This window comes from Mycobacterium sp. NGS17 (genome assembly GCF_059813205.1).
Map to the genome: position 1 here is coordinate 205,319 of NZ_JCALED010000008.1, position 13,288 is coordinate 218,606.

The 13,288-nt window shown below is 65.2% G+C and carries 14 protein-coding genes and 1 pseudogene; 1 reads left to right on the plus strand and 14 read right to left on the minus strand.

The genetic code is table 11. The annotated features are described in order from the left end of the window. Window positions 1-42 precede the first annotated feature (42 nt). Window positions 43-627: a cob(I)yrinic acid a,c-diamide adenosyltransferase gene (locus AC5Y7E_RS18675; protein WP_499921300.1), complete on the plus strand. Its 585-nt coding sequence runs from the start codon at window positions 43-45 to the stop codon at window positions 625-627. Window positions 628-659: 32 nt separating this feature from the next. On the opposite strand, the gene AC5Y7E_RS18680 is transcribed toward AC5Y7E_RS18675, so the two are convergent. The 14 genes and pseudogenes from AC5Y7E_RS18680 to prfA all read right to left on the minus strand — a co-directional run bounded on the left by AC5Y7E_RS18680 (window position 660) and on the right by prfA (window position 13,191). After that, window positions 660-1,103, minus strand: a complete 444-nt coding sequence (locus AC5Y7E_RS18680; RefSeq protein ID WP_499921298.1) for a DUF2550 domain-containing protein — start codon at window positions 1,101-1,103, stop codon at window positions 660-662. A 6-nt stretch (window positions 1,104-1,109) separates the two neighbouring features. Beyond that, window positions 1,110-1,475 (minus strand): F0F1 ATP synthase subunit epsilon, encoded by a 366-nt coding sequence (locus AC5Y7E_RS18685; protein WP_499921296.1) that lies wholly within the window; start codon window positions 1,473-1,475, stop codon window positions 1,110-1,112. A 35-nt stretch (window positions 1,476-1,510) separates the two neighbouring features. Then, window positions 1,511-2,980 carry a F0F1 ATP synthase subunit beta gene (gene atpD, locus AC5Y7E_RS18690; protein WP_499921295.1) on the minus strand — a complete coding sequence of 490 codons (1,470 nt, stop codon included), beginning with the start codon at window positions 2,978-2,980 and terminating at the stop codon, window positions 1,511-1,513. A gap of 21 nt (window positions 2,981-3,001) precedes the next feature. After that, window positions 3,002-3,910, minus strand: coding sequence for a F0F1 ATP synthase subunit gamma (locus AC5Y7E_RS18695; RefSeq protein ID WP_499921293.1), 909 nt, complete (start codon window positions 3,908-3,910; stop codon window positions 3,002-3,004). Between the two features lie 6 nt (window positions 3,911-3,916). Further along, window positions 3,917-5,620, minus strand: a complete 1,704-nt coding sequence (gene atpA / locus AC5Y7E_RS18700; protein ID WP_499921291.1) for a F0F1 ATP synthase subunit alpha — start codon at window positions 5,618-5,620, stop codon at window positions 3,917-3,919. Window positions 5,621-5,680: 60 nt separating this feature from the next. Beyond that, on the minus strand, window positions 5,681-7,021 hold the full coding sequence (locus AC5Y7E_RS18705) for a F0F1 ATP synthase subunit B/delta (protein WP_499950272.1): 1,341 nt from the start codon (window positions 7,019-7,021) through the stop codon (window positions 5,681-5,683). A gap of 6 nt (window positions 7,022-7,027) precedes the next feature. Continuing rightward, window positions 7,028-7,558 carry a F0F1 ATP synthase subunit B gene (locus AC5Y7E_RS18710; RefSeq protein WP_499921288.1) on the minus strand — a complete coding sequence of 177 codons (531 nt, stop codon included), beginning with the start codon at window positions 7,556-7,558 and terminating at the stop codon, window positions 7,028-7,030. A 9-nt stretch (window positions 7,559-7,567) separates the two neighbouring features. Next, window positions 7,568-7,813 (minus strand): F0F1 ATP synthase subunit C, encoded by a 246-nt coding sequence (locus AC5Y7E_RS18715; RefSeq protein ID WP_065052998.1) that lies wholly within the window; start codon window positions 7,811-7,813, stop codon window positions 7,568-7,570. A gap of 87 nt (window positions 7,814-7,900) precedes the next feature. After that, window positions 7,901-8,659, minus strand: coding sequence for a F0F1 ATP synthase subunit A (gene atpB / locus AC5Y7E_RS18720; RefSeq protein WP_067137958.1), 759 nt, complete (start codon window positions 8,657-8,659; stop codon window positions 7,901-7,903). Then, window positions 8,656-9,147 carry an ATP synthase subunit I gene (locus tag AC5Y7E_RS18725; RefSeq protein WP_499950274.1) on the minus strand — a complete coding sequence of 164 codons (492 nt, stop codon included), beginning with the start codon at window positions 9,145-9,147 and terminating at the stop codon, window positions 8,656-8,658. Before AC5Y7E_RS18725 ends, atpB begins: the two co-directional genes overlap by 4 nt. 217 nt (window positions 9,148-9,364) lie before the next feature. Continuing rightward, window positions 9,365-10,574, minus strand: a pseudogene (locus tag AC5Y7E_RS18730) (glycosyltransferase family 4 protein); the annotation flags it as partial. 28 nt (window positions 10,575-10,602) lie between these two features. Next, window positions 10,603-11,262: an L-threonylcarbamoyladenylate synthase gene (locus AC5Y7E_RS18735; RefSeq protein ID WP_499950276.1), complete on the minus strand. Its 660-nt coding sequence runs from the start codon at window positions 11,260-11,262 to the stop codon at window positions 10,603-10,605. Continuing rightward, entirely contained in the window at window positions 11,255-12,121 is an 867-nt protein-coding gene (gene prmC, locus AC5Y7E_RS18740; protein ID WP_499950279.1) for a peptide chain release factor N(5)-glutamine methyltransferase, read from the minus strand. The genes AC5Y7E_RS18735 and prmC overlap by 8 nt, the downstream gene beginning before the upstream one ends. Next, window positions 12,118-13,191, minus strand: a complete 1,074-nt coding sequence (gene prfA / locus AC5Y7E_RS18745) for a peptide chain release factor 1 (RefSeq protein WP_499950280.1) — start codon at window positions 13,189-13,191, stop codon at window positions 12,118-12,120. The genes prmC and prfA overlap by 4 nt, the downstream gene beginning before the upstream one ends. Between the last annotated feature and the right edge of the window lie 97 nt (window positions 13,192-13,288).

The window sequence follows — 13,288 nt, forward strand, 5'->3', positions numbered from 1 at the left end:
GGCTTGTCAGTCGGCCGAGCCACACCCGAGTACGGTTTGCTCATGGCTGTACACCTGACTCGCATCTACACCCGAACCGGCGACGACGGCACGACGGGATTGAGCGACTTCTCGCGGGTTTCCAAGAACGATCCTCGGCTGGTGGCCTACGCCGATTGCGACGAAGCCAACTCCGCGATCGGGGTGGCGGTCGCCGTCGGTCAGCCCGACGAGAAGCTCGCGGGCGTGCTGCGGCAGATCCAGAACGACTTGTTCGACGCCGGCGCGGATCTGTCGACTCCTGTTGTCGAGAACCCCGAGTATCCGCCGCTGCGCGTCACCGAGCCCTACATTGACCGGCTCGAGAAGTGGTGTGACGCGTACAACGAGCCTTTGCCCAAGCTGAATTCGTTTGTGCTGCCGGGTGGTTCGCCGTTGTCGGCGCTGCTGCACGTCGCCCGGACCGTGGTCCGTCGAGCCGAACGCTCGGCGTGGGCGGCCGTCGATGCCGCCCCCGGCCAGGTCAACGTGCTGCCCGCGAAATACTTGAACCGCCTGTCGGATCTGCTTTTCATCCTGTCGCGGGTGGCCAACCCCGATGGCGACGTGCTGTGGAAGCCGGGCGGCGAGAACGCCACCACGAGTTAGCCGAGCGCTGTTCGACCGGCGACTCACGCGGTCTACAGGCTGCGCCGGCGGGACCGCGGCGACGGCCGCGACTCCAGCCAGGACAGGAACGCGGTCAACGCGCCTTTGTCCAAAGCGATCTCGTAGCCGGACCTGCGGTCCTGGGTCGTATCGCGCAGCTCGATGACGACGATCTCGTCGCTCATGATGTCGAACTCGTCGCCGCGCGGTGCCCGCCTGGAAACGATCTCGACGCCTCGGCGGCTCAGCCGCCGGTCGGGCCACAATCGCAGGCTGGAGAGACGGTAGAACGCGGCTTCGCCACCGCGGTAACGGATCACGCCGTGGCGCCAGCCGTGGCCTCCGACCGCGGGAATGTCTCGCATGATCCCCGCCGTGCCGCCCTGACGCAGCTTCCACAGCCGATAACTCAGCGCAATGACGGCGGCGGCCAGCACGACGACGAGCACGACCATGCCGATCATGGGCGCGCTCATCGGCGGTTAGTCGATCGCGCCGACGGCACGCAATCTCGCGCGCCCCTTGGCGGCGATACGCGGGTCGTCAGACTCAGCAGCCTCTCTGGCGGCGCTCTCGTCGATCTCCGATTCGAACTCGGCGGATTCGGCGAGGATCGTCACTGATTCCTCGGTGACAGACAGAAATCCGCCATCCACCGCGATTCGCAGATCGTCTTCGCCCTCTCTTTCGACGCGCACCATTGCGTCGTCGACCAACTGCGCCACCAGCGGGATGTGCCGCGGCAGGATGCCGATCTCACCGACGGTGGTGCGGGTGAACAGAAACGTTGCCTCACCCGACCAGATCTTTCGGTCGACGGCGACTATCTCGACGTTCAATTCCGCCATACCACAGAGCCTTTCAGAGCCTGTTCGCTCATGCCTCAGGAATCAAGTTTGGCGCCAAAGCTTTCGGCCTTCTTAGCCAGGTCATCGAGGCCACCGATCAAGAAGAACGCCTGCTCTGGGATGTGGTCGAAATCGCCCTTGGTCAGCCGGTCGAATGCCTCGATGGTCTCCTTCAGAGGCACGGTCGAACCGGGCTGGCCGGTGAACTGCTCGGCCGCCATCATGTTCTGCGAGAGGAACCGCTCGATGCGCCGTGCGCGCTGCACGAGCTGCTTGTCCTCTTCCGAGAGCTCGTCGATACCAAGGATCGCGATGATGTCCTGAAGGTCCTTGTACCGCTGCAGGATCCGAATGACTTCCTGGGCCACCCGGTAGTGCTCGTCACCGACGACGCTCGGGTCCAGGATGGTCGAGCTTGACGCCAACGGGTCCACCGCGGGGAAGATGCCCTTGGAGAACACGTTTCGAGAGAGCTCGGTGGTGGCGTCCAGGTGCGCGAAGGTCGTTGCCGGTGCCGGGTCGGTGTAGTCGTCGGCGGGAACATAGACGGCCTGCATCGACGTGATCGACTTGCCTCGCGTCGAGGTGATGCGCTCCTGCAGCTCGCCCATCTCGTCGGCCAGCGTCGGCTGGTAGCCCACCGCGGACGGCATACGACCGAGCAGCGTCGACACCTCCGAACCGGCCTGGGTGAATCGGAAGATGTTGTCGATGAACAGCAGCACGTCCTGGCCGGCCTCGTCGCGGAACCACTCGGCCATGGTCAGCGCGGACAACGCCACCCGCATACGGGTGCCGGGCGGCTCGTCCATCTGACCGAACACCAGCGCGGTGTCCTTGAGCACGTCGGCTTCCTTCAGCTCGACCCACAGGTCGTTGCCCTCACGGGTGCGCTCCCCCACGCCGGCGAAAACCGAAGTGCCACCGAAGTTTCGGGCGATACGGTTGATCATCTCCTGAATCAGCACCGTCTTGCCCACACCGGCACCACCGAACAGCGCGATCTTGCCACCGCGCACGTACGGGGTGAGCAGGTCGACGACCTTGAGGCCGGTCTCCAGCATCTCCGTGCGGGGCTCGAGCTCTTCGAACGCCGGCGGCTTGCGGTGAATCGACCAGTGGTCGAACTCCTCGCCGTACCCGGGCTTGTCCAGGCAGTCGCCCAGGGCGTTGAAGACGTGGCCCTTGACGCCCTCGCCGACCGGCACCGAGATCGACCTGCCGGAGTCGGTGACCTCTACGCCGCGCACCAAGCCGTCGGTGGGCTGCAGCGAGATGGCTCGAACGAGGTTGTCGCCCAAGTGCTGCGCAACCTCGAGAGTCAGGGTCTTCTTCAGCTCCTCAAACGTGATCTCCGCGTTGAGCGCGTTGAACAGCTCGGGTACCGAGCCGCGCGGGAACTCGACGTCGACGACGGGGCCGGTCACCCGTACGATGCGGCCGCTGGTGTCGCCATTGGTCGAGCTCTTGTCGGTCTTCTCGGTGCTTTTGGTAGTAGCAGCCATATTTTTCTTCTTCCTCGTGTGCTACTGAGCGTCAGCGAGCGCATTTGCGCCGCCGACGATTTCGCTGATCTCTTGGGTGATCTGGGCCTGGCGCTCGCGGTTTGCCATCAACGTCAGCTCTTTGATCAGGTCGTCGGCGTTGTCGGTCGCCGACTTCATTGCTCGTTGACGCGACGCGAGCTCCGATGCCGCCGACTCGAGCAAAGCGGCATACACCCGGGTCGTCACGTACCGCGGCAGCAGCGCCTCGAAAAGCGTTGTGGCGTCTGGTTCGAACGAGTACAGGGTGTGGAGCTCGTCGGTGTCCTCGACGTATTCCATGACCAGCGGAGCGATGCGGTGGGCAACCGCGGCCTGGGACATCATCGACTTGAACTCCGAGTACACGATGTGCAGTTCGTCGACGCCCTCGTCGTCCTGTGACTCGTCATCGCCGACCCCGGCCATGAAACTGTCGACCAACGTGGACGCGATCTCCCGGGCGTTTTCCACCTGGGGCTGCTCGGAGAAACCCGTCCACGATTCGGTGATGTCCCAGTTGCGGAACTTGAAGTAGTTCTGCGCCTTTCGGCCCACCGTGTAGACGACGGGTGTCTTGCCTTCCTCTCGCAGCAGGGAGAACAGCTCCTCGGAGCGGCGGAAGATGCTCGAGTTGTACGCCCCGCACAGACCACGGTCCGAAGACACCACCAGGACGCCCGCGCGCTTCGGCTCGTCTCGCTCGACCAGGAGTGGATGGTCCAACGCGGCTTCGGAGGACAAAGTGGTGAGCATCGACGTGATCTGGAATGCGTAGGGCCGGGCCGATTCCAGCCGGGCCTGCGCCTTGCCGATGCGCGAGGTCGCGATCATCTCCTGGGCCTTAGTGATCTTTTTGATCGACCCGGCCGATCGGATCCGGCCTCGTAATTCGCGAAGTGTTGCCGCCATCGGTAGCTACTTCTTGTCCTTGCCGGAGGCCTTGGCGGATTCCTTCTTGGTGTCCTTGGACTGCTTTGTGTCCTTCGGCTTGTCCTTCTTGACCTGCACGGACTCCTTTTCCAGATCCTCTTCGTCCAAGGCCTCGACGTGCTCGTCAGGCACCACCGATCCGCCGCCCGTGGCCGCGAAACCCTTCTTGAACTTGTTGATGATCTCGGTGAGCTGGTTTTCGCCTTCCTCTGACAGCTTCCCGCTGTCGCGCACACCACTGAGGAACTTCTCCTCCGAGGCCCGCATGTGGTCGAGCAGCTCGGTCTCGAAACGCCGGACGTCCTCGACCGGCACGGAGTCCAGGTGACCGCCGGTGCCCAGGAAGATCGAAACCACCTGCTCCTCAACGGGCATGGGCTGGTACTGCGGTTGCTTCAAGAGTTCGACCAGCCGCTCGCCGCGCTCCAACTGCGCCTTGGAGGTGGCATCCAGGTCCGAGGCGAAGGCGGCGAACGATTCCAGTTCGCGGTACTGCGACAAGTCGAGTCGCAGCGAGCCGGCCACCTCCTTCATGGCCTTGATCTGCGCCGCACCACCCACGCGGGACACCGACACACCGACGTTGATGGCCGGCCGCACACCCTGGTTGAACAGGTCGGACTCCAGGAAGCACTGCCCGTCGGTGATCGAGATGACGTTGGTGGGAATGTAGGCCGAAATGTCGTTCGCCTTGGTCTCGATAACCGGCAGACCGGTCAGCGAACCGCCGCCGAGATCGTCGGACAGCTTGGCGCAACGCTCCAACAGACGCGAGTGCAGGTAGAACACGTCGCCGGGGTAGGCCTCGCGACCCGGCGGGCGGCGGAGCAGCAGGGAGATGGCACGGTAGGCCTCGGCCTGCTTGCTCAGGTCGTCGAAGACGATCAGCACGTGCTTGCCTTCGTACATCCAATGCTGCGCGATCGCCGAACCGGTATACGGCGCAAGCCATTTGAAACCGGCGGAGTCGGACGCCGGCGCCGCCACAATGGTGGTGTAGTCCATCGCGCCGCCCTCGTCGAGCGCACGTCGCACCGAGGCGATCGTGGTGCCCTTCTGGCCGATGGCCACGTACACGCAGCGCACCTGCTTGCGTTCGTCGCCGCTCTCCCAGTTCTCCCGCTGGTTGAGGATGGTGTCCACGCAGACGGCGGTCTTGCCCGTCTTGCGGTCGCCGATGATCAGCTGGCGCTGGCCGCGCCCGATCGGGGTCATCGCGTCGATGGCCTTGATCCCGGTCTGCAGCGGCTCGCTCACGCTCTGCCGTTGCACCACCGACGGCGCCTGGATCTCCAGCGCGCGGCGAATGTCGGTATCGATGTCGCCCTGGCCGTCGATCGGCTGGCCGAGCGGATTGACCACGCGCCCGAGGAACGCATCGCCTACGGGCACCGACAGGACTTCGCCGGTGCGCTTGACCTGTTGGCCTTCTTCGATTTTCTCGAAGTCACCCAGGATCACCGCGCCGATGTCGTGTTCATCGAGGTTCAGGGCGACACCGAGGACGCCGCCGGGGAACTCGAGCAGCTCCTGGGTCATGACGGAGGGCAAGCCCTCGACGTGCGCGATGCCGTCGCCGGCCTCGATGACCGAGCCGACCTCCTCGCGGGCGGTATCGGAGGTGAAGGAGCCTACGTACTCCTCGATGGCGCTCTGGATGTCCTCAGCGGAGATGGTCAACTCGGCCATGGCTTTTCGTCTTCCTACTTGATCTTGGTTCGCGTGTGATTGTGATTGGTCGAATGGTGGTCAGTCGGGCAATTGAGCCTGGGCCGCGGCAAGTCGAGAAGCGAGCGTCCCGTCGATCACTTCGTCGGCCACGGAGATGAGCAGCCCGCCCAATAGGTCGGCATCGATCTGGAGCTGCACCGCCACCGGGTGGTCGTAGATGCGGCCGAGCACGTCGATGAGGCGGGTGCGCTGCGCATCGCTGAGTTCGGCTGCCGCGCTGACCTGCGCCACGATTTCGCCGCGGCGCGCCACCGCAACCTTGGCCAGGAACTGAATGGCCTCATCGGCGTTCTGGCCCCTCAGCAGCTCCACAGTCTGGGCCAGCAGTGCCATCGTGATCGGATTGACCCGGCCGCTCGCGGTGTCAAAAACCTTGCGCAGGAGGCCGACTCGCCCCTCCACCGGAACGGAGTAGTCGCCCAGCAGGATCGCCAACCGCGGCTCCGCGTCGAGGGCGCGGGAGAACCGGAACAGCTGCTCTTCGACCTCGTCGACCTTGTCCTCACGTTCGGCTACTTCGAGCAGCGCCTGCCGAGACACGTGTTCGATGGCGTCGATGAGGTCGGAGTTGGCCGACCAACGCTCCGATACGGCCGAGCGCAGCACGTCGAGGGTGACGTCACCGACCTTGCCGGAGAGCAGCCGCTCGATCAACTGGACCCTGGGGGCTCCATCCTCGGCCGGAACGGTCAGATAGCGCGTGACGACGATCTCGCGGTCCAGCATCTGAGCAACTTCTACCAGTTCACTGGAGACGGCCGAAAGCCCCTTGTTGTCAAGGTCTTTGGCTAGGGCGCTGAACTTGTCCGACAAGTTGCCCAGTGCGACGCGACTCGACGAACGCATCTTGGTCATCAGCGGATACTGGACGTCGGCCGCAACGGGCGCCATCTCATCGAGTTCGTCGAGGAACCGGTCGACGGTGGCCGACTGCTGCTCGGAGTCGGCGACGTAATTGCGCACCAACTCGCCCGCCTGGCGCACCGCTTCATGGCCGAGTTCCAACCGGAGCTGCCGGCTCAACTGGGTGCGCAAGAGATCGACTTGACGGCTGCCCTGTGCGGTGATGCGTTCGGACTCGACATCCGCCTGCGCCCGCAGCTGCTCGACGATACGGCCCGCGTCCGTCTGGGCCTCCTCGACGACCCGTTCGCCCTCTGTCTTCGCGTCTTCCACGGCCTTGTTGTGCGCCGTGGTCGACTCGGTCAGCCGATCACTCGCCGTCGCAGCATCTTTCAGCTGTTGACGCACGGCCTCTTGCCGCGCGGCCATCAGCCGACGCACTGGCGGCACGACGTAGCGCACCACCAGGAACACGATGGCCGCGAAGCCCACCAACTGGCCGATGAAAGTCGACATACGTGTTTACCGTCCGGATGTCTTGGTTGCGGATGTGGTGGCGGCGGGGGCGACGTCGACGCCGAGGATGCGGCTTGCCAACGTCGCCGACATCGACGCCACGTTGGCACGCAGATCGAGTTCCACGGCGTCCCTCTCCCGCTTCAATTGCTCGGATGCCATTTGCAACGTCGACATCACCTGTTGTTCGGCACGGGCGCGCGCGTCTTCGACCACCTTACGACCTTCGGCGCGGGCATTGTCGCGCAACGACGACGCCTGAACCCGCGCCTCGCTCAGCGCTTCTTCGTAATCGGCCTTTGCCGCTTCGAATTGCTCGGTCGCCTTCTTGTTGTCGGCGGCGGTCTTGGCGACCATGGCCTCGCGCTCGTGCAGCACTCTCATCACCGGCGGCACGACGAATGTGCCGATGACGGCCAGCACGATCAGGAAGATGGCCAGCACGAAAAAGAAGGTGCCGTTAGGGACGAGGAAGTTGTTGCCGCCCTCGGCCACCACCTGGCTGGATGCCAAAATGCTCAGACTCGCGTCACGCATTGCGGCGAATTACTTGACCGGGGTAGCGAAGACGAACAACGCCATGAACGCCAGGTTGATGAAGTAGGCCGCCTCGACCAGACCGACCGTGATGAAGAACGGCGTGAACAGCCGGCCCTGCGCCTCGGGTTGGCGGGCGATGCCCGAAACCAGCGCGTTACCGGCAATGCCGTCACCGATGCCGGCGCCGATCGCGCCGCCACCCATGATCAGGCCACCGCCGATGAGAGCGGCGGCAGCGATTTGGGGGTCCATGCCTGCCATTCGTTTCCTCCTTGATAACTGGTAGGGGTCTACCAGGCCCTTGTAATGGTGCGTGGGACAAAACACTTCATCTGCGACTCAGTCATGGTGATCCTCGATCTCCATGGCTTGGCTGAAGTACAAGATGGTCAGGATCGAGAAGATGAACGCCTGGATCGCGCCGACGAAAAGGTCGAAGGCCTTCCAGATCGCGTTGGGTGCCCACATGATGTACGGCGGGAAGAGCGCGATCAGCGCGACCAGGATGCCGCCGGCGAAGATGTTGCCGAAGAGTCGCAGCGACAGCGAGATGGGTTTGGCGAGCTCTTCAACGAGGTTGATCGGCGCCAGGAACGCCACGTGACCCTTGACCACGGCGAGCGGGTGCCCGATTATGCCGCGGCGCCAGATGCCGGCCACGTGATAGCAGACGAACACGAAGAGGGCCAGCGCCAGAACGTAATTGATGTCCGCCGCCGCCGACTTCAGCAGCTCGGAAGCGTGCCCGGATTTGTCTTTGTACTGCAGCGGGAGCACCGACAGCCAGTTGGAGATCAGAATGAACACGAAGATCGTGACCGCCAACGGCAGCACGAACGGGGCGATCCGCATGCCGATAGCGCTCTCGATCTGCCCGCGCATTTGTTCGGTGATCGCCTCCCAGAACAACTGAACGCCACTGGGCACGCCCTTGGAAGTGATCTTCGCGCGCAGGAAGAAGGCCAGCCCGAGCACGATCACCGCGGCGATCGCGGTCGACAGGATCGTGTCGGTGTTGACGGTCAGGCCAAGCCAGGTGGCTTTGTTGTGCTCGCCAACCTCGATTGCCGACTCGGCCAGGAACGTCGTCCCAGTCATCGTTGCTGTTCCTTACCTTCCGTTCCGTCGGACCCCGCGATCACGCCGCCTGCGGCACCGTCCGAAGGCTCCGCCCAGTCGCCGGCGCGCAGCTTCTTCCACACCGGAAGCGCTGTCGAGAACACCAGCAGGACTTGGAAAAGCGCCAATCCGAACACGACGCCCAGGCCGGCGGGCCGAAAGACGTAGGCGATGATCAGCCCGACGATCGTGATGAGCGCCAGCCGTGCCGCGGAGTTGACCGCCATCGACCTTTTCAGCGGGTGATCCTTGGCGGTGATCGATTCAACCGAGCGACGCACCAGCACCGCATTGAGCAAACCCAGGAGAAGTCCGACACCGAAGAAGACTCCAACCATCAGGTGACCGGACAGTCCGGCGGCGAGCACCGCCACCGCGGTGATGGCAACGCTGATCGCGAGGAGCCGAACCGGACGGAAAGCAACAGAGGGAAACACCAACGGCGCGTCCTGCGCTGGTGTCGTCACTGCAGCACCTCAATCCCAGGTTGGTAAAACGGGAACCCCCCCGACCGACTGATCGGTGGTCCGCCGAGCGTATCGCACGTCACAGTTGAATCACCCAAGGGGTATATCCCGAGGCCGGTCTTGATCCAGCCCGGTCGGATCAGCCTCCGATGGACCGGTAGCCTGCGCGGCTTTTTGGGGTTCTACCAGCACCGTACCACACGGGCGACCCCCACTACTACTCCTCGTCGTAGTACTCGTCGCGGCCACGCAGAAGCGGTATCGCGGTCGCGATTCCGGCCACCACGATGGCGCCCAGCATTACCGCCGCGGTATCGCGTGGGCGGAAAAAGATCGTGCTGGCCGCACCGAACGCGACAATCCCGACCCACAGATAGATCAGCAACACCACGCGGCGGTGCGAATGGCCGATCTGCAGCAACCGGTGATGCAAGTGCATCTTGTCCGGGCTGAACGCGCTGCGGCCCGCGCGGGTGCGGCGCACGATCGCCAACAGCAAATCGAGCATCGGCACAAAGATGACGGCGGCCACCAGCAGGAAAGGGGAGAGCAGCACGAACACGTCACGGGCACCGTAGGCGTTCTGGGAGACCGGGCCCGCGGCCGTCGTCGACGCGGCCGAGAGCATCAGACCGATCAGCATGGACCCGGAGTCGCCCATGAAGATCTTGGCGCGATGAAAGTTGTGCGGCAGAAAGCCCAGACAGGCGCCTGCGAGCACCACCGAAATCACCGCGGGCGGGTAGAACAGGACGTCACCGCCGTGGTCGCGCAGCAGGCCGACCGAGAACATGCAGATCGCCAACGCGGTGATCAACCCCAGGCCTGCGGCCAGACCGTCGAGCCCGTCGACGAAGTTCATCGCGTTGACGACCGACACGGTCAGCGCCAGGGTCAGCAGGATCGACGATGCCTGGTCGAGCACGATGGTGCCGACGCCACCGATGGGGATGTACAGGACGCTCCACGCCACGCCCATGGTGACCAGCACGCTGGCCGCCGTGATCTGACCGGCGAACTTGGTCAAGGCATCGAGACCCCAACGGTCGTCGATGAGGCCGATGCCCATGATGACCGCACCGGCCACCAGGACCGCGGGCATGCCGGTGGAGTAGACGAACCCGCGGGTGAGCGCCGGAAGTTGGGACGCCAGAAAGACGGCAGTGATGACGCCGAGAAACATCGCCAGCCCGCCCATCCGGGGGGTCGGCGTGACGTGGACGTCGCGTTCCCGCGGATAGGCGACCGCGCCCAGCCGGGTGGCCAGCACCCGCACCGGCCCGGTCGCGAAGTACGTGATGATCGCCGCGGTCAACCCGACCAGCGCCAGCTCACGAAGCGGAACGCCGGCACCGCGGTCTCCCAGCGCGAGCAACCCACCGGCAAGGTTGGTCACGTCGCTGGACATCACCGAGACCGTACTGGACAAAGCTGGCACCTCGACACCCGCTCCAGTCAGGCCGGGGCGGTCAAGCTCTCCGGATCGACCGCGAGTACTTCCGCGATCCGTTCCGCGCTCACCGGACCCGGCCGCAGAATTCGCGGCGAGGCACCGGTCAGATCGACGATCGTGGAGGCCGCCCCTTGATCGGACGGGCCCGCCTCCAGGTAGACGTCCACCAGATCGCCGAGTTGGCTGCGCGCCTCGTCGGCGTTCACGGCGGCAGGACGGCCGGAGACATTGGCGCTCGAGACCGCCAGCGGCCCGACTTCGCGCAACAGTTCAATGGCGACGGGGTGCAGGGGCATCCGCAACATCACCGTGCCGCGGGCATCGCCGAGGTCCCACTGCAGTGACGGCGCCTGGCTCACCACGAGGCTCAACGCGCCCGGCCAGAAGGCGCGGATCAGGTCGCGGGCCCCGTCCGGCATGGTGTAAACGAGTCCCTCGATGGTGTGCCAGGAGCCGACCAGCACACCCACCGGCATGTCGCGCCCCCGGCCTTTTGCCGACAGGAGGGCGGCGACCGCGGCGCTGTTGAACGCATCGGCACCGATGCCGTACACGGTGTCGGTCGGCATGACGACCAGGCGGCCGCCCTTGAGCGCCCCCGCGGCCGCGGCGATCCCGAGGGAGCGCTGACCGGGATCCGCACAGTCGAAGACGTCAGTCATTGGCGCCGTTCTCCCCCGGTGCCGCTGCCCTGCGGGCCGTCACGAATCGCGGCCGGCCGGTCAGATCGCGCCGCGCCCGGACGTCTTCGAAAGACCCTGTGCGATCGAACAAATCCACCGTCTGCGCCGACGTCGTGTCGTCGTGCTCGACGGCGATCAGTCCGCCCGGGCGCAGCCAGCGACCGGCGAGGCGGACGAGCGGGGCGATCACCGCCAATCCGTCCGGACCGCCGAAGACGGCCTGGCGCGGATCGTGTTGGGTGACTTCGGGATCCAACACGGCATCATCGGGAACATAGGGCGGGTTGGCCACCACCATGTCGACTCGAGCATTCAGTTCGGCGAGCAGTCCCGGCTCGGTGACGTCGGCGCGCAGCAGTTCGATCGCGGTGCCCTGCGTATTGCGACGCGCGTAGTCGAGCGCGGCGTCGGAGTTATCGATGGCGATGATTCGCGCGTCAGGCAGGTGGTGAGCGAGCGCCACGGCCAAAGCACCGGAACCGGTGCACAAGTCGACGATGACGGGCCGCGGCGCGAGTTGTTGCGAGGTGGCCCATTCCAGCAGGGCCTCGGTCTCGGGACGGGGTATGAAAACCCCGGGACCCACGTCCAGCATGACGGGGCCGAATGCCGCGGTCCCCAGCAGATGTTGCAACGGCACCCGTCGCGAACGCACGGCCACGACTTCGCGGTAGCGCCCTAGGAAGTCGTCGTCGGGGGCCCGAAGCAGGCCCAGGCGTCCGCGATCGGTTCCCGCCAAGTGTGCGGCCAGCTCCTCGGCATCCCAACGCGCAGAATCGATTCCCGCTTCGGCGAGGGTGGCCGCAGCATCGTCGATCGCGCGCCGCAGGGCGTTCATGCCTGTTGCAGCCGGGACTGCTTGTCGGCGGCGGCCAGAGCGTCGAACAAGGCGTCGAGGTCGCCGTCGAGAACCTGATCCAGGTTGTGCGACTTGAAATTGATGCGGTGATCGGCGATCCGATTCTCCGGGAAGTTGTAGGTGCGGATGCGCTCGCTGCGGTCCACCGTGCGGATCTGACTGGCCCGGTCCGCCGAGGCATCGGCCAGCGCCTGCTCTTCGGCCAGGGCCTGCAGGCGGGCGGCCAGGACCTGCAGGGCGCGCGCCTTGTTCTGCAGCTGCGAACGCTCGTTCTGGCAGGTGACGACGATGCCGGTGGGCAGGTGCGTGATGCGCACCGCGGAGTCGGTGGTGTTGACGCCCTGGCCGCCTTTGCCCGACGACCGGTAGACGTCGATGCGCAGGTCCGACTCGTCGATCTGCACCTCCCCGACTTCCTCGGGTTCGGGATACACCAGCACGCCGGCCGCCGAAGTATGAACGCGGCCTTGGGATTCCGTCACCGGGACACGCTGCACCCGGTGAACTCCGCCCTCGAACTTCATCCGCGACCAGACCCCGTCGGCGCTGTCGCCCTTGCTGGCGATGGCCAGCGTCGCGTCCTTGTAACCGCCGAGGTCCGAAGTGGTTTCGTCGAGCACGGTGACGGTCCAGCCGTGCCGTTCCGCGTAGCGGATGTACATCCGCGCCAGGTCGGCGGCGAACAACGCCGATTCTTCGCCGCCCTCACCGGATTTCACTTCGAGCACGATGTCGTCGGGGTCATGCGGGTCGCGCGGTGCCAGCATGTCGGTGAGCTGGGTGTCCAACTCGGACACCTGGGTCTCCAGGTCGGTCACCTCGGCCGCGAATGAGGGGTCGTCGGCGGCCAACTCGCGCGCCGTTTCCAGGTCGTCGCGCGCGGCCACCAGCTTGCGGTAGGTGCCCACAATCGGGGCCAGCCTCGCGAACCGCCGCCCGGCCCGGCGGGCCTCGTCGGGATTGCTGTGCAATTCGGGGTCCGCCAGCCGGCGCTCGAGGTCGGCATGCTCGGCCAGCAGCACGTCAATGGTCTGTACCGGCTTGGTCACTGCCGCACCTCCTGCCCCGCTTCGCCTGTCATCACCGCAAACGCAAACCGACGCCCGGCCCGTGCGACGGTGCGCACAGTTCGGGCGTCGGTATCCG